The 21,310-nt window shown below is 70.0% G+C and carries 24 protein-coding genes and 1 tRNA gene; 15 read left to right on the forward strand and 10 right to left on the reverse strand.

Annotated elements, in window-relative coordinates; all coding sequences use genetic code 11:
- Nucleotides 1-4: 4 nt before the first annotated feature.
- The 4 genes from AB6A69_RS05460 to AB6A69_RS05475 all read left to right on the forward strand — a co-directional run bounded on the left by AB6A69_RS05460 (nucleotide 5) and on the right by AB6A69_RS05475 (nucleotide 4,574).
- Complete coding sequence (locus AB6A69_RS05460) at nucleotides 5-373, forward strand: response regulator transcription factor (protein ID WP_371060018.1); 369 nt, start codon at nucleotides 5-7, stop codon at nucleotides 371-373.
- Nucleotides 370-639 carry a hypothetical protein gene (locus tag AB6A69_RS05465; protein ID WP_371039154.1) on the forward strand — a complete coding sequence of 90 codons (270 nt, stop codon included), beginning with the start codon at nucleotides 370-372 and terminating at the stop codon, nucleotides 637-639. Before AB6A69_RS05460 ends, AB6A69_RS05465 begins: the two co-directional genes overlap by 4 nt.
- Nucleotides 639-3,335: an ATP-binding protein gene (locus tag AB6A69_RS05470; protein WP_371060019.1), complete on the forward strand. Its 2,697-nt coding sequence runs from the start codon at nucleotides 639-641 to the stop codon at nucleotides 3,333-3,335. Before AB6A69_RS05465 ends, AB6A69_RS05470 begins: the two co-directional genes overlap by 1 nt.
- A gap of 75 nt (nucleotides 3,336-3,410) precedes the next feature.
- On the forward strand, nucleotides 3,411-4,574 hold the full coding sequence (locus AB6A69_RS05475; protein WP_371060020.1) for a hypothetical protein: 1,164 nt from the start codon (nucleotides 3,411-3,413) through the stop codon (nucleotides 4,572-4,574).
- Nucleotides 4,575-4,592: 18 nt separating this feature from the next.
- Here the strand turns inward: AB6A69_RS05475 and AB6A69_RS05480 are convergent, their stop codons facing one another.
- The 4 genes from AB6A69_RS05480 to AB6A69_RS05495 form a co-directional block, all read right to left on the reverse strand.
- Nucleotides 4,593-5,021 carry a TIGR01244 family sulfur transferase gene (locus tag AB6A69_RS05480; RefSeq protein ID WP_371060021.1) on the reverse strand — a complete coding sequence of 143 codons (429 nt, stop codon included), beginning with the start codon at nucleotides 5,019-5,021 and terminating at the stop codon, nucleotides 4,593-4,595.
- 11 nt (nucleotides 5,022-5,032) lie between these two features.
- Nucleotides 5,033-5,467, reverse strand: a complete 435-nt coding sequence (locus tag AB6A69_RS05485) for a DUF6691 family protein (protein WP_371060022.1) — start codon at nucleotides 5,465-5,467, stop codon at nucleotides 5,033-5,035.
- A complete protein-coding gene (locus tag AB6A69_RS05490; RefSeq protein ID WP_371060023.1) occupies nucleotides 5,467-5,892 on the reverse strand; it encodes a YeeE/YedE family protein in 426 nt (141 codons plus the stop codon). The genes AB6A69_RS05485 and AB6A69_RS05490 overlap by 1 nt, the downstream gene beginning before the upstream one ends.
- Before the next feature lie 86 nt (nucleotides 5,893-5,978).
- Entirely contained in the window at nucleotides 5,979-6,842 is an 864-nt protein-coding gene (locus AB6A69_RS05495; RefSeq protein WP_371055683.1) for an MBL fold metallo-hydrolase, read from the reverse strand.
- Nucleotides 6,843-6,993: 151 nt separating this feature from the next.
- Here AB6A69_RS05495 and AB6A69_RS05500 point away from each other — a divergent pair, with 151 nt between their 5' ends.
- On the forward strand, nucleotides 6,994-7,323 hold the full coding sequence (locus AB6A69_RS05500) for a TraR/DksA family transcriptional regulator (protein ID WP_371060024.1): 330 nt from the start codon (nucleotides 6,994-6,996) through the stop codon (nucleotides 7,321-7,323).
- Nucleotides 7,324-7,340: 17 nt separating this feature from the next.
- Nucleotides 7,341-7,553: a hypothetical protein gene (locus tag AB6A69_RS05505; protein ID WP_371039146.1), complete on the forward strand. Its 213-nt coding sequence runs from the start codon at nucleotides 7,341-7,343 to the stop codon at nucleotides 7,551-7,553.
- Nucleotides 7,554-7,563: 10 nt separating this feature from the next.
- On the opposite strand, the gene AB6A69_RS05510 is transcribed toward AB6A69_RS05505, so the two are convergent.
- On the reverse strand, nucleotides 7,564-7,779 hold the full coding sequence (locus AB6A69_RS05510; RefSeq protein ID WP_371039145.1) for a hypothetical protein: 216 nt from the start codon (nucleotides 7,777-7,779) through the stop codon (nucleotides 7,564-7,566).
- A gap of 126 nt (nucleotides 7,780-7,905) precedes the next feature.
- On the opposite strand from AB6A69_RS05510, the gene AB6A69_RS05515 reads away from it, so the two are divergent.
- Nucleotides 7,906-8,187 (forward strand): DUF2312 domain-containing protein, encoded by a 282-nt coding sequence (locus tag AB6A69_RS05515; protein WP_371060025.1) that lies wholly within the window; start codon nucleotides 7,906-7,908, stop codon nucleotides 8,185-8,187.
- 14 nt (nucleotides 8,188-8,201) lie between these two features.
- Nucleotides 8,202-9,323 carry an N-acetylglucosamine-6-phosphate deacetylase gene (nagA, locus tag AB6A69_RS05520; protein WP_371060047.1) on the forward strand — a complete coding sequence of 374 codons (1,122 nt, stop codon included), beginning with the start codon at nucleotides 8,202-8,204 and terminating at the stop codon, nucleotides 9,321-9,323.
- Here the strand turns inward: nagA and AB6A69_RS05525 are convergent.
- The gene (locus AB6A69_RS05525; RefSeq protein ID WP_371060026.1) at nucleotides 9,310-10,191 is read right to left on the reverse strand and encodes a hypothetical protein; all 882 of its coding nucleotides are present in this window, start codon (nucleotides 10,189-10,191) and stop codon (nucleotides 9,310-9,312) included. The genes nagA and AB6A69_RS05525 overlap by 14 nt on opposite strands.
- Before the next feature lie 105 nt (nucleotides 10,192-10,296).
- Here AB6A69_RS05525 and AB6A69_RS05530 point away from each other — a divergent pair.
- Nucleotides 10,297-10,372 (forward strand) — tRNA-Thr (locus AB6A69_RS05530).
- A 95-nt stretch (nucleotides 10,373-10,467) separates the two neighbouring features.
- Here the strand turns inward: AB6A69_RS05530 and AB6A69_RS05535 are convergent.
- Nucleotides 10,468-11,115: a cupin domain-containing protein gene (locus AB6A69_RS05535; protein ID WP_371060027.1), complete on the reverse strand. Its 648-nt coding sequence runs from the start codon at nucleotides 11,113-11,115 to the stop codon at nucleotides 10,468-10,470.
- A 257-nt stretch (nucleotides 11,116-11,372) separates the two neighbouring features.
- Between AB6A69_RS05535 and AB6A69_RS05540 the strand changes: the two genes are divergently transcribed.
- From AB6A69_RS05540 to AB6A69_RS05560, 5 genes are all read left to right on the forward strand, one after another.
- Nucleotides 11,373-12,950 (forward strand): ABC transporter substrate-binding protein, encoded by a 1,578-nt coding sequence (locus tag AB6A69_RS05540; protein WP_371055680.1) that lies wholly within the window; start codon nucleotides 11,373-11,375, stop codon nucleotides 12,948-12,950.
- A gap of 226 nt (nucleotides 12,951-13,176) precedes the next feature.
- Nucleotides 13,177-14,166, forward strand: a complete 990-nt coding sequence (locus AB6A69_RS05545) for an ABC transporter permease (RefSeq protein ID WP_371039140.1) — start codon at nucleotides 13,177-13,179, stop codon at nucleotides 14,164-14,166.
- Nucleotides 14,163-15,119, forward strand: coding sequence for an ABC transporter permease (locus AB6A69_RS05550; RefSeq protein ID WP_371060028.1), 957 nt, complete (start codon nucleotides 14,163-14,165; stop codon nucleotides 15,117-15,119). Before AB6A69_RS05545 ends, AB6A69_RS05550 begins: the two co-directional genes overlap by 4 nt.
- Nucleotides 15,116-16,144: an ABC transporter ATP-binding protein gene (locus AB6A69_RS05555; RefSeq protein WP_371060029.1), complete on the forward strand. Its 1,029-nt coding sequence runs from the start codon at nucleotides 15,116-15,118 to the stop codon at nucleotides 16,142-16,144. The genes AB6A69_RS05550 and AB6A69_RS05555 overlap by 4 nt, the downstream gene beginning before the upstream one ends.
- Nucleotides 16,141-17,106, forward strand: a complete 966-nt coding sequence (locus AB6A69_RS05560) for an ABC transporter ATP-binding protein (RefSeq protein ID WP_371060030.1) — start codon at nucleotides 16,141-16,143, stop codon at nucleotides 17,104-17,106. The genes AB6A69_RS05555 and AB6A69_RS05560 overlap by 4 nt, the downstream gene beginning before the upstream one ends.
- A gap of 22 nt (nucleotides 17,107-17,128) precedes the next feature.
- On the opposite strand, the gene AB6A69_RS05565 is transcribed toward AB6A69_RS05560, so the two are convergent.
- From AB6A69_RS05565 to AB6A69_RS05575, 3 genes are read right to left on the reverse strand one after another with little or no spacing between them, the layout of a single operon-like run.
- Nucleotides 17,129-18,385 carry a DUF6522 family protein gene (locus tag AB6A69_RS05565; protein ID WP_371060031.1) on the reverse strand — a complete coding sequence of 419 codons (1,257 nt, stop codon included), beginning with the start codon at nucleotides 18,383-18,385 and terminating at the stop codon, nucleotides 17,129-17,131.
- Complete coding sequence (locus tag AB6A69_RS05570; protein ID WP_371060032.1) at nucleotides 18,378-19,598, reverse strand: P-loop NTPase; 1,221 nt, start codon at nucleotides 19,596-19,598, stop codon at nucleotides 18,378-18,380. The genes AB6A69_RS05565 and AB6A69_RS05570 overlap by 8 nt, the downstream gene beginning before the upstream one ends.
- Nucleotides 19,595-20,200, reverse strand: coding sequence for a MarR family winged helix-turn-helix transcriptional regulator (locus AB6A69_RS05575; protein ID WP_371039134.1), 606 nt, complete (start codon nucleotides 20,198-20,200; stop codon nucleotides 19,595-19,597). Before AB6A69_RS05575 ends, AB6A69_RS05570 begins: the two co-directional genes overlap by 4 nt.
- 108 nt (nucleotides 20,201-20,308) lie before the next feature.
- On the opposite strand from AB6A69_RS05575, the gene AB6A69_RS05580 reads away from it, so the two are divergent.
- Entirely contained in the window at nucleotides 20,309-21,157 is an 849-nt protein-coding gene (locus tag AB6A69_RS05580) for a sigma-70 family RNA polymerase sigma factor (protein ID WP_371060033.1), read from the forward strand.
- Nucleotides 21,158-21,310: the final 153 nt, after the last annotated feature.

Below are 21,310 nucleotides of genomic sequence, written 5' to 3' on the forward strand. Positions count from 1 at the left end.
TAGGATGGGAAAGCGTGTCCTCGTCATCGAGGATGAGCCGAACATCATCGAGGCGATCAGCTTCATCCTGTCGCGCGACGGGTGGCGCGTGCACACGCACGCCAACGGGCATGACGCGCTCGACGTGATCCGCGCGCAGCGGCCCGACCTGCTGATCCTGGACGTGATGCTGCCCGGCCGCTCCGGCTACGACATCCTGCGCGACCTGCGCGAGGCCGAGGGGCTCGACGACCTGCCCGTGCTCATGCTGACCGCGCGGGGCCAGGCGAAGGACCGCGAGATGGCCGAGCGGGCCGGCGCGTCGCGGTTCATGACGAAACCCTTCTCGAACACAGAGGTTCTCGACGCGGTGCGCGCGATGGTGCAGTCGTGACGGATCGGTCGCCGCCGGTGTTCCTTCAGCGCGAGCTTTACCGCGCGCGGCGGCTTGCCGACGCGGCACGGCTGCTGCCGATCCTTGGCGCGTGCCTCTTCGCGCTGCCGCTGCTCTGGCGCGGGGAGGGCGGCGAGGTCTCGACCTCGCGGGCGATGCTGTATCTCTTCGCGGTCTGGGCGCTGCTGATCCTCGCCGCTGCCCTGCTGTCGCGGCGGCTGGGCGACATCCGCGAGCGCCACGGGGACGGCGCGGAGCCGGACTGATGCCGTCGCTGAACCTGCTGGTCGCGGTCTGCCTCGGCTACGTCGCGTTCCTCTTTCTCGTCGCCGCCGCGGCCGAGCGCGCCGCTTGGCGCGGCCGCGTCGGCTGGCTGCGCGGGCCCTGGGTCTACACGCTCTCGCTGTCGATCTACTGCACGGCGTGGACCTTCTACGGCGCGGTCGGCTACGCCGCGCGGTCGGGGCTGGAATACCTCACCATCTACCTCGGTCCCACGCTGATCATGCTCGGCTGGTGGTGGGGGTTGCGCAAGCTGGTAAGGATCGGGCGGGCGCAGCGCATCACCTCGGTGGCCGACCTGATCAGCTCGCGCTACGGCAAGTCGACCGTGCTCGCCGTGGCGGTGACGCTTCTCGCGGTGGTGGGCACCACGCCCTACATCGCGCTCCAGCTGCAATCCGTGACGCTGTCCTTCGCGGCCTTCGCCCATCCCGATCCGGCCGGCCCCCCGTCAGCGGACGCCGACGCGACGGCGCTCTGGGTCGCGGCGGGCCTCGCGCTCTTCACGGTGATCTTCGGCACCCGGAACCTCGACGTGAACGAACGCCACCACGGCGTGGTCATGGCCATCGCGGTGGAGGCGGTGGTCAAGCTCTGCGCGCTGCTCGCCGTGGGCGTCTTCGTGGTCTGGGGCCTCGGCGGGGGGCCGTCGTCCATGCTGGACCGGATCGACGCGAGCCCCGAGCTCGCCCGCTGGCAGATCGACGGCGCGCGCTGGGCGGGGCTGACCTTCCTCTCCGCGGCGGCCTTCCTGTGCCTGCCGCGCATGTTCCACGTCATGGTGGTGGAGAACGAGGACGAGGGCCATCTGCGCACCGCCGCATGGGCCTTTCCGGCCTATGTGCTGCTGATGAGCCTCTTCGTGGTGCCGATCGCCGTCGTCGGGCTCGACCTCATGCCGGCGGGCGCGAACCCGGATCTCTTCGTCCTGACCGTTCCGCTGGCCTCCGGGCAGGAGACGCTCGCCATGCTGTCCTTCCTGGGGGGCTTTTCCTCGGCGACCTCCATGGTGATCGTCGCGGCGATCGCGCTCTCCACCATGGTGTCCAACCACATCGTGATGCCGATCTGGCTGCGCGCGGCAGGGGGCGGGGCGACGCGGTCGGGCGATGTGCGCCACGTGGTGCTGCTGGCCAGGCGGGTCTCGATCGTGGGGGTCGTGTTCCTGGGCTATCTCTATTACCGGCTCTCGGGCGGGGGCACCGCGCTCGCGGCCATCGGGCTCGTCGCGTTCGCGGGGCTCGCGCAGGTCCTGCCGGCCATGGTGGGCGGCCTTTTCTGGCGCGGCGCCACCCGCGCGGGCGCGCTGGCGGGGCTTCTGACGGGCTTCGCGGTCTGGCTCTACACGAGCTTCCTGCCGAGTTTCGGGCCCGGCGTGGTGCTGAGCGCGGGCGTCATGGCCGACGGGATCCTGGGGCAGGGGTGGCTCGTGCCGCATGCGCTTTTCGGCATCGACGGGATGGACCCGCTCATCCATTCCGTGCTGTGGAGCCTCACGCTCAACACCGCGGTGTTCCTCGCGGTCTCGCTTCTGAGCTTCCCGCAACCGCTCGAGCGGCTGCAGGGCGCGCAGTTCGTCAGCGCGCTCAACGCGGCGGGCAGCCCGCGCGGCTGGCGCGGCGGCGCGGCGCAGACCGAGGACCTCATGGTGATGGCCCAGCGCATCCTCGGGGCCGCGGAGGCCCAGGCCCTTTTCCGGCGCGAGGCGGGGCGGCAGGGGCTGCGCGGCTACCTGCCCGAGCCCACGCCCGAGTTCCTCGAGGTTCTGGAACGCGAACTTGCGGGCTCGGTGGGCGCGGCGACCGCCCACGCCATGGTGGGGCAGATCGTCGGCGGGCTGACCGTCTCGGTCGAGGAGCTGATGGCGGTGGCCGACGAGACCGCGCAGATGATGGAGTATTCCGCCAAGCTCGAGTCCCAGCGCCGCGAACTCGCGCGCACCGCCCGCCAGCTTCGCGAGGCGAACGAGAAGCTCACGCGGCTTTCCGTCCAGAAGGATGCCTTCCTCAGCCAGATCAGCCATGAGCTCCGAACGCCGATGACCTCCATCCGCGCCTTCTCGGAGATCCTGCGCGACGCGGGCGGGCTCGAGCAGCGGGACCAGGCGAAATACGCCTCGATCATCCACGACGAGGCGTTGCGCCTGACCCGGCTTCTGGACGATCTGCTGGATCTCAGCGTGCTCGAGAACGGGCAGGTCAGCCTCAACATCCGCGAGGGCGGGCTGGCCGACCTTCTGGATCATGCGGTGGCCACCGCCCTTGCCGGAGAGGCCGCCGGCGCGCGTCTGGAGGTCCGCCGCGACCGCGATGCGGAGGATCTGCGCCTCCTCACCGACCTCGACCGGCTGAGCCAGGTGTTCATCAACCTCGTGGCGAACGCCCGCAAGTACTGCGACGCCGACGCGCCGAAGCTCTCGATCCGCGTCGCGGAGCGCGACGGGCTTCTGATCGTCGATTTTATCGACAATGGCTCCGGTATACCTGTGGACGCGCAGGACGTGATCTTCGAGAAGTTCGCCCGGGTCGGCGATCAGAAGGCGGGGGGCGCCGGGCTGGGCCTCGCGATCTGCCGCGAGATCATGGGTCGTCTCGGCGGGACGATCACCTACCTGCCCGGCCAGGGCGGCGCGGCCTTCCGGCTCGGCCTGCCCGCCCGCGCGGCGATGGCCGCGCAATGAGCCCGGTCAACCGGTCGGTAACGAAGGGCGTCTAGGCTCGCTTCGGAAGGACTCGCGTGGGCGGGTGAACGGATCATGGCCGAGACAGTAGAGAACGCAGCATTACGCCGGAAGGCGCGGGCCGGCCGCCGCCAGGCGGAGGCGCGCGCGATGTCGCCCGCGCGGGCGCTTCGCCTCGCCATGGCGCGCGTGGCAGAACGCCGCCTGGGCCTCGATCTCGTGGTCACCGATGTCGCGCAGGAAGGTCTCGACCAGGAGGCTCTCGTCGACGGGCTCGACGACGACGCGCTCCTGGTGCTGATCGAGGGGCCGGAGGGCGCGGCCGGCGTTCTGACGCTCGACCGTTCGGCGCTCGCCGCCCTGATCGAACAGCAGACGACCGGCCGTGTGACCGACCGGGCCGCGGAAGATCGCGCTTTCACCGCCACCGACGCGGCGCTCGCGCAACCCCTGATCGACGGCCTCTTCGAACGCGCGGCGACGGATCTTTCCGGCAGCGCGGAGGCCGCCTGGGTCAAGGGCATGCGGTTCGGGGCCTGGCTTCCCGATCTGCGAACGCTGACGCGCGCGCTCCAGGCGCCGGATTACCGGCAGTTCCGTTTCTCGCTGGAACTGGGCGGCGGCGCGCGGACGGGCACGTTGACGCTGGCGCTGCCGCAGCCCGAAGATCCGCCCGCCCCGGCGCGGCGCGACGCGGAGCCGCGGCGCCTCGCGGAGGCGGCGCTTCGCGCGACGGCGGAGTTGCGCGTGGTGCTGCATCGCCTGCAAATTCCGATCGCGCGCGTGGGGCGGCTGGCGCCGGGCGAGCGCTTCGCCATTCCCGGCGGCGCGCTCGAGTCGGCGGAGCTGGAGGCCCCGGACGGCCGCGTGCTTTGCAAGGTGCGGCTCGGCCGGGTGGAGGGGATGCGCGCGGTGCGCCTGCCGGGGCGGCCCAAGGGGCTGCCGGGGGCACAGGACGAGCCCGACACGCCGGAAGAGACCCCCACGGACGAGAGCGGGCCGGACCGCCCGCAGGACCCGTCCCCGCCGGAGGTGGCGCTGCCACCCATCGAGGAGGCCGATCCGCCGGCCAGGACGCAGCCATCTGCGCCCGAAAGCGACCCCTTCGACTTGCCGGACCTGCCCCCGCTCGACTTCGAGCCCGTGCAGGCAAGCGCCTTCACGGACGGCGACGGGGCGCCCTTCGACATGGACGCCCTCGCATCTGACGACACGGACACAGGGACCGGGAACGCCTAGCCCGCGTGCGGCGGCGCCTCAGCCGCGCCCGGCAAGCGCGTCGAGCGTGGGCCGAAGCCCGTCGATGCGGTATCCCGCCTGCGCCGCGGCGGAAAGGATCTCTTCGGGAGACTGTCGCCTCGCCTGCCCGAGGGCCCAGACCACCGTGCAGCGTGTGCCGGACGCGCAGTAGGCCAGCACCTTTCCGGGCGCCGTGTCCACGAGCGCGGCCTGCCGGGCCACGTTCTCGGGCGTCATCGTCTCATGGGTGAGCGGCAAGACCTCGAATTCGAGGCCCGCGGCCCGCACCGCCTCGCCGATCGCCTCCGCCTGGTGGCTCGGCGGCACCTCGGCGTCGGGCCGGTTGCAGATCACCCGGGTGAAGCCCGCCTCGGCGAGCGCCTCGGCGTCCTCGGCCGCGATCTGGGGCGAGACGTGATAGCGCGCGTCGATCTGGCGAATGTCCATGCTCGTTCTCCTCATTCCGCCGCCACGGGGCGCTCCAGCGCGTCCCGCAGGACCGGCCACACCATCATGCCCGCGATCATCGCCGCGAAAAAGACCCAGTGGCCGACGCCACCATAGCTCAGCGATGCCACGGCCGGTCCGGGGCAGAGGCCGGCAAGCCCCCAGCCCATGCCGAACATGACGGAGCCCGCGGCGAGGCGCCGGTCGAGACGCACGGGGGGCGGGGGCGGGAACGTCCCGCCCAGGACCGGTGTCCGGCGGCGTCCGGCCAGCCGCCAGGCGATCGCCATGGGGATGATCGCGCCGCCCATCACGAAGGCGAGCGTCGGATCCCAGTCGCCGAAGATGTCGAGCCAACCCTGCACCTTGGCTGTGTCGGTCATGCCCGAAACGAAAAGCCCGGCCCCGAAGAGCCCGCCTGCGAGAAAGGCGAAGACGTGTCGCATCAGATGATCCCCCAGACATGGCGGAAAAGCAGCACCGTGACGGCGCCGGCAAGGATGTAGCCCACGGTCGAGGCGATCCCGCGCAGGCTGAACCGGGAGATCCCGCAGACGCCGTGGCCCGATGTGCAGCCGTTGGCGATGCGGGTGCCGAGGCCCACCAGCAGGCCGGCGGCGATCAGCACCGCCCAGTTCGACTTCACGTTCGTCTCGACCGCGCCGTAGAGCGGGTAGAGCAGCACCGGCAGCAGCACCACGCCCGCGAGGAAGGCAAGGCGCTCCCACGCGTCGCTGCGTCCCGAGCCATCCACGAGCCCCCCGAGGATGCCGCTTGCGCCCATGATTCGGCCGTTGGCTAGAAGATAGACGGCACCCCCCGAGCCGATCAGCAGCCCGCCGATCAGGCCCCAAATCCAGTCCTGTTCCATCGTCGCGTTTCCCTGTTGTCCCGTTCTGGATCAAGCGCCGGACGCGCGGGCATCCTGCGCATGCGCCCGGCGGAAAGCCGGTCAGGTCAGATCTTGTTGACCGGCACCTTGAGGAAGACGTCGCCCTGATCGTCCGCCGGCGGCATCTGCCCGGCGCGCATGTTCACCTGGAGCGACGGGATGATGAGCTTGGGCATGTTCAGCGTCGCGTCACGCTCGTCGCGCATGCGCACGAAGTCGTCCTTCGACTTGCCGCCGCCCACGTGGACGTTCTTCGCCTTCTGCTCGCCCACGGTCGTCTCCCAGGCGTAATCCTCGCGGCCCGGCGCCTTGTAGTCGTGGCCGACGAAGATGCGCGTCTCGTCGGGAAGGGCGAGGATCTTCTGCACCGAGTCGTACATCGTCTCGGACGAGCCGCCCGGGAAGTCGCAGCGCGCGGTACCGAAATCGGGCATGAAGAGCGTGTCGCCCACGAAGGCCGCGTCGCCGATGACGTAGGTCAGGCAGGCGGGCGTGTGGCCGGGCGTGTGCAGCACGTCGCCGCGAAGCTGGCCGATGTGAAAGCTGTCGCCCTCCTTGAAAAGCCGGTCGAACTGGCTGCCGTCGCGCTGGAACTCGGTGCCCTCGTTGAACACCTTGCCGAAGGTGTCCTGCACGATGCGGATGTTCTCTCCGATCCCGATCCGGCCGCCCAGCTTCTCCTGCAGGTAGGGCGCGGCGGAGAGGTGGTCCGCGTGCACGTGCGTCTCGAGGATCCAGACGGGATCGAGATCCTCGGCCCTGACATGCTCGATGATCGCGTCGGCCGAGCGCGTGTCGGTGCGCCCGGAAGCGTAATCGAAGTCCAGCACGCTGTCGATGATCGCGGCGGCCTTGCCGTGGGGCTCGCGCACGACGTAGGAAATCGTGTTGGTCGCTTCGTCGAAGAAGGCTTTGACTTCTGGTTTCATGGGGCGTCTCCCTTCGTTGCGCCGCAACATATACAATTTCGGGAATGTGTATCAAGGGCGACGCGGCTCGGCAATCGTCTTGACCTGCGTCAAGGCAAGCGGGCACCTTGACCGACATGCTGCCCGAAGTTCATCCGAGGAGAGAGACTGAATGGCCACCCTTGAAGACCGCCGCGCGACCTTGCTGGCGCGCCTCGGCGAACTGGATGCCAGGCTGCATTCCATCGAGGCCGAGCTCGACGAGCCGCATTCCCGCGACTGGGAGGAAGACGCGGTCGAACGCGAGGGGGACGAGGTGCTCGAGGCGCTGGGCGAGGCCGGACAGGAGGAGGTCCGCCGCATTCGTGCCGCGCTTCAGCGCATCCGCGAGGGAGAATACGGCCACTGCGCCAAGTGCGGGAAAGAGATCAACCCCGCACGCCTCGATGTGCTGCCGGCCACGCCGTTCTGCGCGGATTGCGCGGCATCTTTGAACACATGACCCGAGGGGGAAGCGCCATGGCGGACGAAACGTCTGAGACGACCGGGCTCGAAGCCGAGATCGCGGATATCGAGAAGCGCCTGCCCGAGGCCGACGAGACGCTGCGCGAGGACTTGCTCCTGCGTCTGGAGGACTTGGTCGCGCGGCTCAAGGCGCGCGAATTCCGCGCGGCGGACGAGGAGGAGCCCGACGACCTGATCGAGGACAGGTTCGACAACCTGCCGGTCTGAGCGCGCGCCGTCAGGCGAGCGCAACGCCCACGATCACGGCCATGAGCCCGATCACCGAGAGGCCGAGCGAGGCGAGGTTGCGCGGCAGCGCCTTTTGCAGGACCGCGCGCATCTCGTCGTCGTCGAGCTTCGCGCGCTTGGCGCCGGCCACCGTCGCGATGCTCCAGACGAGGCCCGCCAATCCCAGAAGCGCGAGGGCCGCACCGCTCCAGATCAAGATGTCCATGCGCCTTCTCCTCGCCGCGCCACGCCGGGCGAGCTAGTGGATCGGGGCGCCCCCGGCAACCCCTTGCGAGGGGGCCGGCAGGGCGCTAGCAAGTAGCTTCCCCACAAAGCACGGAGGCAGGGTGCCATGCAGGATTTCGCCGAGCGGGACGGCGCGGGCGGCACGGCTGAGGCCTATGGCGTCGCCGCGAACGAGTTGCGCCAGTTCATCGAGCGGTTCGAGCGGCTCGAGACCGAGAAGAAGGAAATCGCCGATCAGCAGAAGGAGGTCATGGCCGAGGCGAAGGCGCGCGGCTACGACACCAAGGTGATGCGCAAGGTGATCGCGCTGCGCAAGCGCGAGCCCGACGACATCGCCGAGGAGGAGGCGGTGCTGGAGATGTACAAATCCGCGCTGGGCATGGCCTGAACGGCACCCGCGCGCTGACCGGGGCGGAGGTTTTCGACGGCACGCGGACGCGTCGCGGGCACGCGGTCCTTCTTGAGGACGGGGACATCGCCGCCGTGCTGCCCGAAAGCGATCTGCCCCGGCAGGTCGCGGTGGAGCGTCTGGCGGGCGGCCTCCTGGCCCCGGGTTTCGTCGATCTGCAGGTGAACGGCGGCGGCGGCGTCATGCTGGGCGAGGCGCTCTCGGCCGACGCGGTCGCCGGCATCGCCCGCGCCCATGCGCGGCTCGGCGCGACGACCATCCTGCCCACGCTCGTCAGCGACACGCCCGAGGCGACCCGGGCCGCCATCTCGGCCGTGGCGGGCGCGGGGTGGCCGGGCGTCGCGGGGCTTCATCTCGAGGGGCCGCATCTCGCCCGGCCGGGTGCGCACGACCCGGCGCGGCTGCGCCCGATGACGCAGGACGATCTCGATCTCTATCTGGACGCGGCGCGCCGGCTTTCCCTGCTGATGCTGACGGTGGCGCCCGAGGCGGTCACGCCCGCCCAGGTCGCCGCGCTCGCCCGGGCCGGGGTGCTGGTCTCGCTGGGGCATACGGATGCGCCGGCCGAGGCGTGCGCCGCGCTCTTCGCGGCGGGCGCGCGCGCCGTCACGCATCTCTTCAACGCGATGTCGCAGCTCACGGCGCGGGCGCCGGGTCTCGTCGGGGCGGCGCTCGAGGCGGGTACGGTCGATGCGGGGCTGATCGCGGACGGGGTCCACGTCGATCCCTCGGCGATCCGCGTGGCGTTGCGCGCCAAGGCCGGGCCCGGACGGCTTTTCCTTGTGACCGACGCGATGGCCGCGGCGGGAACGGACGCGGCGCGCTTTCGCCTTGGCGGACGAGAGATCCGTCGCGCGGGCGGGCGTCTGACGCTGGAGGACGGCACGCTTGCGGGCGCCGATCTCGACATGGCTGGCGCGCTTTCGGTGATGACCGGGCCGGTGGGCCTCGACCGCGACAGCGCGCTCGCCATGGCTACCTCCATCCCGGCGCGGGTCGCCGGGCTGCGCGCGGGGCGCCTCGCGCCCGGGCTCAGGGCGGACATGGTGCTTCTGGACGAGGCTCTCTCGCTCGCCCGCGTCTGGCAGGGCGGGGCCGAGATCAGGGCCGGATGAAGCGGACCTCGGGCATCGCCGCGATGCGCGCGACGTCCACGTCGTAGGCGGCGCTGAGCCGCTCCAGCTTCGCCGCGTCCCATCCCGGCAGGTCGATCTCTTCCTCCACCTTGCCGGGGTCCGCGTAGCGGTCGAGGAAGGCGGCCATCACCCGCCGGCGCTGCGCCGGCTTCATCGGCGGGGCCTCCTTGAGGTATCCCCTGAGCCGCGCGGCGCCCAGGTCGGTCAGGATCGCGGAGGCCACGTCGAAATCCCCGGCCAGGTCGGTCTCGGAGGGCAGCCCGGCCACAGCGCGCAGAACGTCGGCCCAGACGAAGGCCGTGTCCTCGTTGCACCAGAGAATCATCTGCAGTCCCGGCAGCGCGTCGCGGATGCGGATGACGAGGTCCGACCAGCGCAGCGTTTCCGGATCGGCGCCGTCGAGCATCTCGTCGAAATCGGTATGCTTGGAGCTTTCGAAGAGCGCGGGCAGGAAGCTTGCCGGGTCGCGCAGCCCCATGGCCATCACAAGCTCGTCCTCGTGCAGCAGTTCGGCGAGGTAGGCCAGCCGTTCCTCCGCCAGCGGGTAGAGCGTCCCGCCCGCGAGCGCCAGCCGCGGGGCCGCGAAGAAGCTGTCGTTCGAGAGCACCAGCCGGCGCACCGCGTCCGGGTCCTCGTCGAGGATCGCGTCGAGGATCACCTCGCGGGCGTCTTCGGCGGGCGCGGTCTTGCGCATCGAGGTCAGTGTGTCGCGCAGAAGCTTCCGGTAGCGCCCCGGTCCAGGCACCGCCACACCGGCCCCGCGCAGCGTGTCGGCGTTGCGCAGAAGGCTTTTGAGCAGCCGGTCTTCGTCGGTGCAGTGTGCGCCGGTGTGGATGATGACCTTCATGCCGCTCCTCCGTCAGCGCCGCAGCTATACCCGCGCCCGCAGTCGCGTCAAACCGGGCGTCCTTTGCTGGACAGACGACGCGCGATCGTCTAACGCAGCCCTCGGGCCGGTATAGCTCAGCTGGTAGAGCACCTGACTTGTAATCAGGGGGTCCCGGGTTCGATCCCTGGTGCCGGCACCATCCCGCAAGTCAGCCGAAGCGGCCCCGGTTCTTCTGCCCGGGAACGACCGTCACGTCATCGTCCGGTCTGCGCTTCGCGGGGGGCGTTCGGTGCCTCAGGCATCGGCGGGGACGTGAACGAGATGGCCGGACTTCACCCAGACGCGCGCGCCATCGGCGCCGGCCTTGGCCTTGGTTGCCGTTCCGGGCGGCAGGCGCAGCCAGTCCCAACGGCGCAGCGTGTCGCCGGCCTCGGCGAAGCCGCCCTCGAGCACGAAGACCTCCATCCCGCCCGGGGCGTCGATCGATACCTCGGCGCCCGGCGCCCAGCGTTCGATCGCCACATCCTCGCGGCTGTCCGAAAAGAGCGGCAGGCGCGGGGCGTCCCGCGCCGCGGTGTCCACGTGAACCTCAGTGCGGTCGGCCGGGTCGAAATGGTGCAGCTTCACGAGGATGGTCGCGCCGTCGGGCGCCGAGGGCGTATGGCGGGAGGTCGGCGGGTTGCGGACGTAGCTGCCTACCGGAAAGGCGCCGTGCTCGTCGCAGAACGTGCCGTCGAGCACGAGATACTCCTCGCCGCCGTCATGGGTATGCGCCGAGAAGGTGCTGCCCGGCGCGTAGCGCACGATGCTGGTGGCGCGCGCGACCTCGGCGCCGATACGGTCCAGCATCTTGCGCTCCACGCCCGGCATCGGCGAGGGCACCCAGTCGCTGTCGTCGAACCTGACCACGACGCGCCTGGAGAAATCGGCGTTGATCCTCATCGAAACGGTCCTTTCGGGCTGGCGCGGCCCCACGGGGCTGCACGCGGGTGCTCGCTGTCGCGCCAGACATAGGGCGAACCGGCCCGGCGCAACACCCGCTTCGCGCCCGAAGGCCGCCCGCGGCGCGCGGGCCCCCGCCGGGGGGCTGCCCCCTGGTCGCCCGAAGCTGCCTGTTGCCCGTCCCGCCCGTTGCGTTATCCTCGCGCCACCATCCGCCCCGGCGCAACGGGGCGGCCATGACCGACAGGGAGACAGACATGAAACGCACGACAGCCCTTCTGGCGACCACCCTTCTCGTGACGACCGCCGCGGGCGCGTCCGCCGAGACGCTGCGCTGGGCGCGGGCGGGCGACTCGCTCACGCTCGACCCGCACGCCCAGAACGAGGGGCCGACCCATACCCTCGCCCACCAGATCTACGAGCCGCTCATCATCCGGGACATGGACGGCCAGTTCCAGGCGGCGCTCGCCACCGACTGGGCGCCGTCCGCGGACGACCCGAACGTCTGGGTGTTCAACCTGCGCCAGGGCGTGAAATATCACGACGGCTCGGATTTCACCGCCGAGGACGTGGTGTTCTCGATCAACCGGGCGAAGTCTGAAAAGTCCAACATGAAGGAGTTGCTCTCCTCCGTGGTCGAGGTGCGCGCGGTCGACGATCACACCGTCGAATTCGTGACCGACGGTCCGAATCCGATCCTGCCGGCGAACCTCACCAACCTCTTCATGATGGACAAGGGCTGGGCCGAGGCCAACGGCGCGGTCGAGGTGCAGGACGTCGAGAGCGGCGAGACGACCTTCGCCGCCACCAACGCGATGGGCACCGGTGCCTACACGCTCGTCAGCCGCGAACCCGACGTGCGGACGGTCCTGACCCAGAACGAGAACTACTGGGGCAAGGACATGTTCCCGCTCGAGGTGACCGAGATCGTCTACACCCCGATCCAGAACGCCGCCACCCGCGTCGCCGCGCTCCTGTCGGGCGAGGTGGACTTCATCCAGGACGTGCCGGTGCAGGATCTGGGCCGCGTGGGCGAGACCGAGGGCCTTGTCGTCAAGACCGCCCCGCAGAACCGCACGATCTTCTTCGGGCTGAACCTCGGGGCGGACGACATCGCCAATGACGACGTGGTCGGCGCGAACCCGCTGGCGGACGTGAACGTGCGCAAGGCGATGAACCTGGCGATCAATCGCGAGGCGATCCAGCAGGTCGTGATGCGCGGCCAGTCCGCACCCGCAGGCATGATCGCGCCGCCCTTCGTCAACGGCTGGACCGCCGAGATGGACCAGATCTCGACCGATGTCGACGCCGCGAAGGCGCTGATGGAGGAAGCGGGCTATGCCGACGGCTTCTCGATCCAGCTCGACTGCCCGAACGACCGCTACGTCAACGACGAGGCGATCTGCCAGGCGGTCGTGGGGATGATGGCCCAGATCGGCATCACGGTGAACCTCGACGCCAAGCCCAAGGCGCAGCACTTCCCGCTGATCACCAACGGCGAGACCGATTTCTACATGCTGGGCTGGGGCGTGCCGACCTACGATTCGGAATACATCTTCAACTTCCTCGTCCACACCCGCGGATCCGAGCGCGGCAGCTGGAACAACACCGGCTTCTCGAACTCCGAGATCGACGAGATGATCGAGATGCTCGCCTCCGAAACCGATCTCGAGGCGCGCAACGAGATGATCGCCACGATCTGGGAAGTCGTGCAGGAAGAGACGCTCTACCTGCCGGTCCACCACCAGGTGCTCAACTGGGGCATGACGGACCGCGTGGGTATCGAGGTGAGCCCCGAGGACGATCCCAAGATGAAGTTCTTCGAAATGAACTGAGCCGATCCGGCAAGGACCGGCGAAAGGGCGGTCTGAGGGCCGCCCTTTCCTTTTCGAACCGCCTTCCCCGCCATCTTGTGGTCGTGCGTCCGGCCGCCGGGGCATAGAGCGGGCGGCCGGCAGAACGCCGCGACGGGGCGTGCACGCGGCCACGCGGCGGCAGTCGTCACGTCAGCCATGCGCCCGCGTTCTTGACGCCCCTGCCGTTTGCGGACAGTTTGCCGGGATGCTCGCGTATGTCATCCGCCGCGTTTTCCAGTCCCTGCTGGTCCTGCTTGTCGTGGGGCTTGTCGCCTTCTCCATGTTCCGTTTCGTCGGCGACCCGGTGGACAACATGCTCGGCCAGGAGCGCACCCAGGCGGATGTCGAACGGCTGCGCATGGAGCTTGGGCTCGACCAGCCTTTCCCCGTGCAGTACTGGCGTTTCCTCGAACAGGCGGCGCAGGGCAATTTCGGAATATCCTACCGCCAGGGCCGCGAGGTGTCGGAGATCCTGGTCGAACGGCTTCCGGCCACGCTGGAACTTGCCTTCATGTCGGGCCTTTTCGCGCTGGTGGCGGGGATCGGCCTCGGCGTCTTCACGGCGATCCGAAGGCGGGGCATCGCGGCCAACACGATCATGACCCTCTCGCTCGTCGGGGTGTCGCTGCCGACCTTCCTGATCGGGATCCTGCTGATCTATCTCTTCTCGGTCGAACTCGGCTGGCTGCCGTCCTTCGGGCGGGGCGAGGTCACGCGGGTCGGCAGCTGGTGGACGACCGGGTTCCTGACCGAAAGCGGTCTCAAGGCGCTTATCCTGCCGGCGATCACGCTCGGGCTTTACCAGATGACGCTCATCATGCGGCTGGTGCGCACGGAAATGCTCGAGGTGCTGCGGCAGGACTATATCCGCTTCGCCCGTGCCCGCGGCCTGCGCGAGCGGGCGATCAACTTCCGCCATGCGCTCAAGAACACGATGGTGCCGGTCATCACGATCACCGGGCTTCAACTCGGCTCCATCATCGCCTTCGCGATCATCACCGAGACGGTGTTCCAGTGGCCGGGGGTGGGGCTTCTCTTCATCAACGCGATCCAGTTCGTCGACATCCCCGTGATGGCCGCCTACCTGATGATGATCTCGGTCATGTTCGTCGGCATCAACCTGATCGTCGACCTGCTCTATTTCGCGATCGACCCGCGCCTGCGCGTCGATCGCACCGGAGGAAAACCGGCATGACCGATGCGCCGCTCAGCCCCGTCCGCGAGGCCCGCGCCATGCGCCGCCTCAAGCGCGCCTGGGACAGCGATTTCGCCTATTCCTTCCGCCGCTCCCCGGTCGCGATGGCCAGCTTTGCCGTGGTTCTTGTCCTGATCCTCGGCGCGGTCCTGGCACCCCTGATCGCGCCGCATGACCCGTTCGACCCGGCGACGCTCAACCTGATGAACGGCTTCACCCCGCCCGGTACGGCGAACCAGTTCACCGGCGACTACTTCATCCTCGGCACCGACGATCAGGGCCGCGACGTCTTCTCCACCATCCTCTTCGGCATGCGGATCTCCCTCTTCGTGGGGTTCTGCGCCGTGCTGCTGGCCATGGTGCTGGGCGTGACGCTGGGACTGATCGCGGCCTATGTGGGCGGCTGGACCGAGACGATCATCATGCGCGTGGCGGACGTGCAGCTCACCTTCCCCGCGATCCTCGTCGCCATGCTGATCTTCGGGATCGCCAAGGGCATCACGCCGCCCGAATACCGCAACGAAATGGCCATCTGGGTGCTGATCCTGGCCATCGGGCTCAGCGACTGGGTGCAGTTCGCCCGCGTCGTGCGCGGCGCGACCATGGTGGAGAAGAACAAGGAGTACGTGCAGGCCGCGCGACTCATCGGCCGGACGGGCCCCGCGATCATGCTGCGCCACATCCTGCCCAACGTGCTGAACCCGGTGCTGGTGATCGCCACGATCAGCCTCGCGCTCGCGATCATCGCCGAGGCCACGCTTTCCTTCCTGGGCGTCGGCGCGCCGCCGACACAGCCGTCGCTCGGCACCCTGATCCGGATCGGACAGGAATTCATGTTCTCGGGCGAGTGGTGGATCCTCTTCTTCCCGGCGCTTGCCCTGCTCGCGCTCGCGCTGTCGATCAACCTTCTGGGCGACTGGCTGCGCGACGCGCTCAACCCGAGGCTGAGATGACGGACACGACCCCGACCCAGGGGCGGGACGGCGCGAACGCCCCGCCCGTGCTTTCCGTCCGCGACCTGGTCGTGGAGATTCCCACCCGCGCGGGCACGCTGCGCCCGACCGACGGGGTCAGCTACGACATCCGCGCGGGCGAGATCCTCGGCGTGGTGGGCGAATCCGGCGCCGGCAAGTCGATGACCGGCAACGCGGTGATCGGCCTCCTCGATCCCCCGGCGCGCATCACGGGGGGGGAGATCCTGCTCAATGGCGAGCGGATCGACAACCTGCCCCGCGACCGGCTGCGCAAGCTCCGCGGCAACAAGATCGGCATGATCTTCCAGGATCCGCTGACCTCGCTCAACCCGCTGCTGACAATCGGCGATCAGCTGACCGAGACGATCCTCGAGCATCTGCCGGTGGGCCAGGCGGAGGCGCGCCGCCGCGCGGTGGCCGCGCTGGAAGAGGTGGGTATCCCCGCCGCCGCGGCCCGGATCGGCAGCTACCCGCACGAGTTCTCGGGCGGGATGCGCCAGCGGGTGGTGATCGCGCTTGCCCTCTGCGCCGAGCCCGACCTGGTGATCGCCGACGAGCCCACCACGGCGCTCGACGTGTCGGTGCAGGCGCAGATCATCGCGCTTCTGAAGCGGCTCTGCCGCGAGAAGGGCGTGGCCGTGATGCTGGTCACCCACGACATGGGCGTGATCGCCGAGGCCGCGGACCGCGTGGCGGTCATGTATGCCGGCCGGCTGGTGGAACTCGGCCCGGTGCGCGAGGTGCTGACGCGCGCGCGCCATCCCTATACCGCGGGCCTCATGGCCTCGACGCCGCTCGCCTCGCTCGGGCGGCAGCGGCTGCGCCAGATCCCCGGCGCCATGCCGCGGCTCAATGCCCTGCCGGCGGGCTGCCCGTTCAACCCGCGCTGCGATCGGGCCGAGGACAAGTGCCGGCAGGATCCGCCGCCCACGCTGGCCGCCTGCGAGGGGCGCGCGGCCTGCTGGTTCCCGCTGACCCCGGACGCGGAGGAAAGCGCCGCATGAGTTCGCTGATTTCGGTGCGTCGTCTGACGCGCGTCTTCGACGTGTCCAAGCCCTGGCTGAACCGCGTGCTTGAGCGGCGGCCCAGGACCTTTCTCACCGCCGTCTCCGACGTCTCCTTCGAGGTCGAGGAAAAGTCGGTCTACGCGCTGGTGGGCGAGTCGGGCTCCGGCAAGTCCACCATCGGCAAGATCGTGGTGGGCCTGGTGCCGCCTACCGAGGGCGCGGTCGAGATCGAGGGCGTGGACCTCTCGCGCGAGGCGGATGCGGCCGAGGTCGATCGCATCCGCTCCGACGTGCAGATGATCTTTCAGGATCCCTTCGCCTCGCTCAACCCGCGCTGGCGGGTGCGCGACATCATCGCCGAGCCGGTGAAGGCACGGGGCGGCGAGACGGCGGGGCTGGCGGAGCGGCTTCTGGAACAGGTGGGGCTGTCGGCGCAGGACGCCTCCAAGTTCCCGCACGAGTTCTCGGGCGGGCAGCGCCAGCGGATCTGCATCGCCCGCGCGCTGGCGTCCAACCCGCGGGTGATCGTCTGCGACGAGCCGACTTCGGCGCTCGACGTCTCCGTGCAGGCGCAGGTGCTGAACCTGATGAGCGATCTGCGGGAGGAGCTGGGGCTCACCTATCTCTTCATCAGCCACGACCTCACCGTGGTGCAGCACATGGCCGACGTGATCGGCGTGCTTTACCTCGGACGGCTCGTGGAAGAGGCGCCGCGCGACCGGCTCTTCGAGGAGCCGAAGCACCCCTACACGCAGATGCTCTTTGATGCCGCGCCGCGCATGGACGATTTCGGGCGCGAGGTCGCGCCTCCGAAGGGCGAGATCCCCGACGCGATCAACCCGCCGCCGGGCTGTGCCTTCCATCCGCGATGCCCGATCGCGGTGGAGCGTTGCGCGAAGGAACGGCCCGAAATGCGGCAGATCGGCCGGACGCGCGTCGCCTGCCATCTGGCGGAGTAGCGGCGGTCCGGGGGGCGGCGCGTCAGTCCGCCGGGGTCGGCTCCAGGTAGGTTGCGCGTGCCTTGGCGAGTTCGCGGGCCCACCACGCCTCCTCGTCCTCGCCGGATTTCGGACCCCGGCCGAGGCGCGCGGCCTCGTCGAAGAACCCGCGCCCGGGCTTCTGGCCGCGCATCCGGCTCACGACGAGCGCGGCCAGGAAGGGCCGGCCGGCGGCGGCATCCTCCGCCATGGTGGCTTCGAGCGCGCGGGTGACACGGCGGACGGCGCCGGGCATGTACATGCCGAGCGCGCGGGCGAGCGCGCCGTATGTCATCGGCAGATCGCCCGGCGGTGCGCCCGCGACCTGACTGCGAATCTTCTGGCGCAGGGCCGCGTCGTCGTCGCTTGCGCCGCGCGGCGGGGGGACCTCGCGCGCGGAGCCGTCGGGAGCGATCTCGGCCGACCAGGCGCGCGTCTTGTGGCGCACCGTGACACGGGTCATGCCCCGGTCGGGGCCCGTGCCTTCCTCGACGCGCGCGGTGGCCTCGCCCGCGCGGAGCGCCTGCCGCAGGTCCTCGGCCGTGAGGCCGAGCTTCGGGCCGAGATATTCCGGCGCTACCATGAACTGCCCGTTCTCGTGGCTGATCGCGCCCTCGGGCACGGGCCGGTTGAGGAGCGGCGTCGCGCCGGAGGGTGCGGCGGGGGCGTCGGAATAATAGGGATTGGTGCCCGCCGAGTGGTCGGTCACGTCCACGATCTCGCGCACCTCCGGCACGGCGGTGCGGATCATCTGCTCGACACCGTGGCGCAGCGTCGCGGCGGAGGCGGCGCAGCCCTGGCAGCCGCCCGACATCCGCAGGCTCACGGTCCCGTCCTTCACGTCGGTGACGGCGACATGCCCGCCATGGGCGGCGATGGCCGGGTTGGCCTGCGCGTCGAGAACATGCTGCACGGCGCGCAGCACCTCTGCGTCGGACCGCACCGCGCCGGGGGCTTTCGCGCCGGCGCCGAGGGGGGCGTCGGTCGTCGCCAGCACCTCACGGATGGCGGCGGCGACCGAGGGCTTCAGCGCCTCCCAATCGGCCCCAGGCGTCTTCGTCACGGTGACTGCCGGCCCCGAGACATGAAGCGTCCGCACGCCGTCGAGGCCGAGGATCGCGCGGGGCAGGGGGGCGTCGCCCGCGTCCTCCCCGTCCGCCGAACAGCTCGCGCCCTCCTGCACCGCGCGCTCCAGCATGAAGCGCATGGTGTCGGGGTCGCTCGCGGCGCGTTCGGCGCGGATACGCAGTCTCTCAGACATCTTCCACCTCCGCAGGCTGCATGGCGCGCAGGGTCGAGAAGGGGTAGATCCCGCTCTGGTGGCCGTCGCTGAAGGCGATGCCGATGGCGTAGTTGCCCAGCGACCAGATGCGGCGTGGTTCGATGTCGAGCGGCACGCTCGCCGGATCGAGAAGCGCCCGGCCGCTCATCTCGTCGACGCATTGCGCGCAGCGGCAGGCCAGACGCAGGTCGCGCACGTCGTGGCGGCTGCGGTGGCCGTCGGCCCAGACGATCCCCAGCGTCCGCGCATCCGGGCTTTCCACCGCGACGGGCCGTTCGGGCGTGCCGCCGGGCCGCGCGGCCTCGGGCGCGCCGCGCGGCTTGCCCTCGCCGCTCTGCCAGTCCCAGTCGAAGGGCAGGGCAAGACCGCCGCCGCCCTCGACCTCTCCGGCCACCTCGTGGGCGATCCGGCGGTAGGCTTCGGCGGCGGGCGTGTCCGGGTAGGCCACCACGAGCGGCTTGCCCGCGTCGCCGCAATCGACCACGGCCGGGTCGAGCGGCACGGCGCCGAGGAAGGGCACGCCCAGATCCGCGGCGATCCGCTCGCCGCCGCCGCGGTGGAAGATGTGGGTGACCGAGCCGCAGTCGGGACAGGTGAACCCGCTCATGTTCTCGACGATGCCGAGGATCGGCACCTTCACCTGCTCCATCATGCGCAGGCCGCGCCGCGCGATCTTCAGGCTCACGTCCTGCGGCGTCGTCACGATGACCGCGCCCGAAAGCGGGAAGGCCTGCGCCAGCGTCAGCTGCACGTCGCCCGTGCCGGGTGGCAGGTCGAGCAGCAGCACGTCGAGCTCGCCCCACGCAACCTCTGTGACGAACATGCGCAGATACTTGGCCACCATGGGGCCGCGCAGGATCGCGGGCTTGTCGTCGCCGGTGAGCATCCCCATCGAGATCACCTTCACCCCGTGCGCGTCGGCCGGGATGACCTTTCGCGCCGCGTCGAGCAGGGGCGGCTCATCTGTGGGCACGCCGAGCATCCCCGGGATCGAGGGGCCGTAAAGATCGGCGTCCACCACACCCACGCGCAACCCGCGCCCGGCCAGCGCCAGCGCGAGATTGGTGGTCACGGTGGACTTGCCGACGCCCCCCTTGCCGCTCGCCACGGCGATGATGCGGCCAAGGTGGGACAGGCCGTTCGAGGGCTCGGGGGCCTCTCGTCGGCCGAGATCGGGGGGTGTGGAGGTCACGTCGTCTCCTCTGGATCCGTGGTGTGCGTGGTATCGGCGGCGAAATTCGCGCAGAGCTGTCCGATTTCGGCAGGTGTGAGTTCAGCCGCGACGCAGGCGCAGTATCCGCCGCCGTCGCGCCCGGCGAAATGCCGGCAGTCGCCGCAGGTGCCGAAGGCGCTCGCGCCGCGCATCGTCGCGAGGTCCGTCGCGACGGCCGGAAGCGCCGCGGACAGCGCCGCGCGCTGCCGGTCCGGCAGGCGCTCGATCGCGTGGGCCAGATGACGCAGCGGATCGGCGCGAAGCATCGTGCGGCCATGGTTCGTCAACTCGAACCTCACGGAGCGGCGATCCTCGTCCGACCGGCTGCGGGTCAGCAGCCCCTTCTGTTCGAGCGATTTCACGGTTTGCGACGCGGTCCCCCGCGTCGTGGCGTGAAAGCTGGCGAAGGCGGATGGTGTGCGCGAGGCGCGGTTGGCGCGGGCGAAGAACCGAAGGCCGGTCCACTGCGCGGGCGTCAGCCGCGCGGCGGCATCCTCGCCGCGCGCCGCGCGTCCGAGATGGACCAGCATCTCGGCGATCTCGTCAGGCGTGTGGCTTGGGTCGGCGCTGCGCGATGTCATGGACCAAAAGTAGCGTTCCGATACCATATTGACAAGCCGCCGCGCAGGAACATAGTTTCGTTTCGAAACGATTGCGCCCTTGAAGGCGTCCCTGCTGCTCGGATCCCGATGAACAAGCCATTCACCCCGTCCCGCTCCCGAAGCAAGTTCGACCGTCCGGCGGAATTCCTCGACGCCGAGACGGAGCTGGCGCTCGCGCGGGCCTGGCGCGACGAGGGCGACACCGACGCGCGCAACCGCCTGGTGACGGCCCATCGCGCGCTGGCGGTTTCGGTGGCGCGGCGCGCCGGCGGGGCAGGGCGCGCGCCCGACGAGGATATCGTCCAGCAAGCCAATATCGGCCTTCTCAAGGCCGCGGAGCGGTTCGACCCGGACCGTGGTTTCCGGTTTTCGACCTACGCGGCCTGGTGGATCCGCGCCGAGATCCAGGATTACCGCCTGCGCAGCTGGTCTCTGGTGCGGCTGGGGAATTCGCCGGCTCTACGGCGCCTCTTCTTCAACCTGCGCCGGGTCGAGGCGCGGCTCGCCTTCTCCGGGGAGGTGCGCCCCGAGGAGCTGGACGCCGCGATCGCCCGCGAGCTCGAGGTCGACGAGACGACCGTCGCGGCGATGCGCCAGCGTCTGGCGGCGCGGGACGGCTCGCTCAACCGTCCTGCGGCAGGCGAGGATGGCAGCGACATCCAGGATCTGATCGAGGATCCGTCGGGCGATTCGGAAGCGCTGGTGGGCGCGCGCCTCGATCGGCGCGCCTTCTGGCGAAAGATGGCGGGGCACATGTCGGCGCTGCCCGACCGCGAGCGCGAGATCGTCATCGCGAGCTACGTGCAGGACCCGCCCCAGACCCTGGCGGACCTCGGCGAGACCTACGGCATCTCCCGGGAGCGCGTGCGCCAATTGCGTGAGCGCGGGCTGGAGCGGTTGCGCGAGGCCTTCGCGCGGGCGGGCGCGGCGGCCTAGCACTCCTGAGGAGCAGACCCGCGGCCAAGAGCGTCGAAGTTTTCCACAGGAATGTGTCGGTTTCACGAAAAAAGGGCTTGCGGAGGTGTGTTGTGATCCGTAAATACGCCTTCACCGGCGGCGCGGGGACGCGGTGTTGGGAACATCGGGAGA

Source organism: Rhodosalinus sp. 5P4, assembly GCF_041365695.1.
Classification (GTDB): Bacteria; Pseudomonadota; Alphaproteobacteria; order Rhodobacterales; family Rhodobacteraceae; genus Rhodosalinus.

What these genes read in the sequence shown, in the direction of transcription:
- AB6A69_RS05460 (WP_371060018.1), top strand. Translation starts at nt 5, where the DNA reads ATGGGAAAGCGTGTCCTCGTCATCGAGGATGAGCCGAACATCATCGAG.
- AB6A69_RS05470 (WP_371060019.1), top strand. Translation starts at nt 639, where the DNA reads ATGCCGTCGCTGAACCTGCTGGTCGCGGTCTGCCTCGGCTACGTCGCG.
- AB6A69_RS05475 (WP_371060020.1), top strand. Translation starts at nt 3,411, where the DNA reads ATGGCCGAGACAGTAGAGAACGCAGCATTACGCCGGAAGGCGCGGGCC.
- AB6A69_RS05480 (WP_371060021.1), bottom strand. Translation starts at nt 5,021, where the DNA reads ATGGACATTCGCCAGATCGACGCGCGCTATCACGTCTCGCCCCAGATC.
- AB6A69_RS05485 (WP_371060022.1), bottom strand. Translation starts at nt 5,467, where the DNA reads ATGCGACACGTCTTCGCCTTTCTCGCAGGCGGGCTCTTCGGGGCCGGG.
- AB6A69_RS05490 (WP_371060023.1), bottom strand. Translation starts at nt 5,892, where the DNA reads ATGGAACAGGACTGGATTTGGGGCCTGATCGGCGGGCTGCTGATCGGC.
- AB6A69_RS05495 (WP_371055683.1), bottom strand. Translation starts at nt 6,842, where the DNA reads ATGAAACCAGAAGTCAAAGCCTTCTTCGACGAAGCGACCAACACGATT.
- AB6A69_RS05500 (WP_371060024.1), top strand. Translation starts at nt 6,994, where the DNA reads ATGGCCACCCTTGAAGACCGCCGCGCGACCTTGCTGGCGCGCCTCGGC.
- AB6A69_RS05505 (WP_371039146.1), top strand. Translation starts at nt 7,341, where the DNA reads ATGGCGGACGAAACGTCTGAGACGACCGGGCTCGAAGCCGAGATCGCG.
- AB6A69_RS05510 (WP_371039145.1), bottom strand. Translation starts at nt 7,779, where the DNA reads ATGGACATCTTGATCTGGAGCGGTGCGGCCCTCGCGCTTCTGGGATTG.
- AB6A69_RS05515 (WP_371060025.1), top strand. Translation starts at nt 7,906, where the DNA reads ATGCAGGATTTCGCCGAGCGGGACGGCGCGGGCGGCACGGCTGAGGCC.
- AB6A69_RS05525 (WP_371060026.1), bottom strand. Translation starts at nt 10,191, where the DNA reads ATGAAGGTCATCATCCACACCGGCGCACACTGCACCGACGAAGACCGG.
- AB6A69_RS05535 (WP_371060027.1), bottom strand. Translation starts at nt 11,115, where the DNA reads ATGAGGATCAACGCCGATTTCTCCAGGCGCGTCGTGGTCAGGTTCGAC.
- AB6A69_RS05540 (WP_371055680.1), top strand. Translation starts at nt 11,373, where the DNA reads ATGAAACGCACGACAGCCCTTCTGGCGACCACCCTTCTCGTGACGACC.
- AB6A69_RS05545 (WP_371039140.1), top strand. Translation starts at nt 13,177, where the DNA reads ATGCTCGCGTATGTCATCCGCCGCGTTTTCCAGTCCCTGCTGGTCCTG.
- AB6A69_RS05550 (WP_371060028.1), top strand. Translation starts at nt 14,163, where the DNA reads ATGACCGATGCGCCGCTCAGCCCCGTCCGCGAGGCCCGCGCCATGCGC.
- AB6A69_RS05555 (WP_371060029.1), top strand. Translation starts at nt 15,116, where the DNA reads ATGACGGACACGACCCCGACCCAGGGGCGGGACGGCGCGAACGCCCCG.
- AB6A69_RS05560 (WP_371060030.1), top strand. Translation starts at nt 16,141, where the DNA reads ATGAGTTCGCTGATTTCGGTGCGTCGTCTGACGCGCGTCTTCGACGTG.
- AB6A69_RS05565 (WP_371060031.1), bottom strand. Translation starts at nt 18,385, where the DNA reads ATGTCTGAGAGACTGCGTATCCGCGCCGAACGCGCCGCGAGCGACCCC.
- AB6A69_RS05575 (WP_371039134.1), bottom strand. Translation starts at nt 20,200, where the DNA reads ATGACATCGCGCAGCGCCGACCCAAGCCACACGCCTGACGAGATCGCC.
- AB6A69_RS05580 (WP_371060033.1), top strand. Translation starts at nt 20,309, where the DNA reads ATGAACAAGCCATTCACCCCGTCCCGCTCCCGAAGCAAGTTCGACCGT.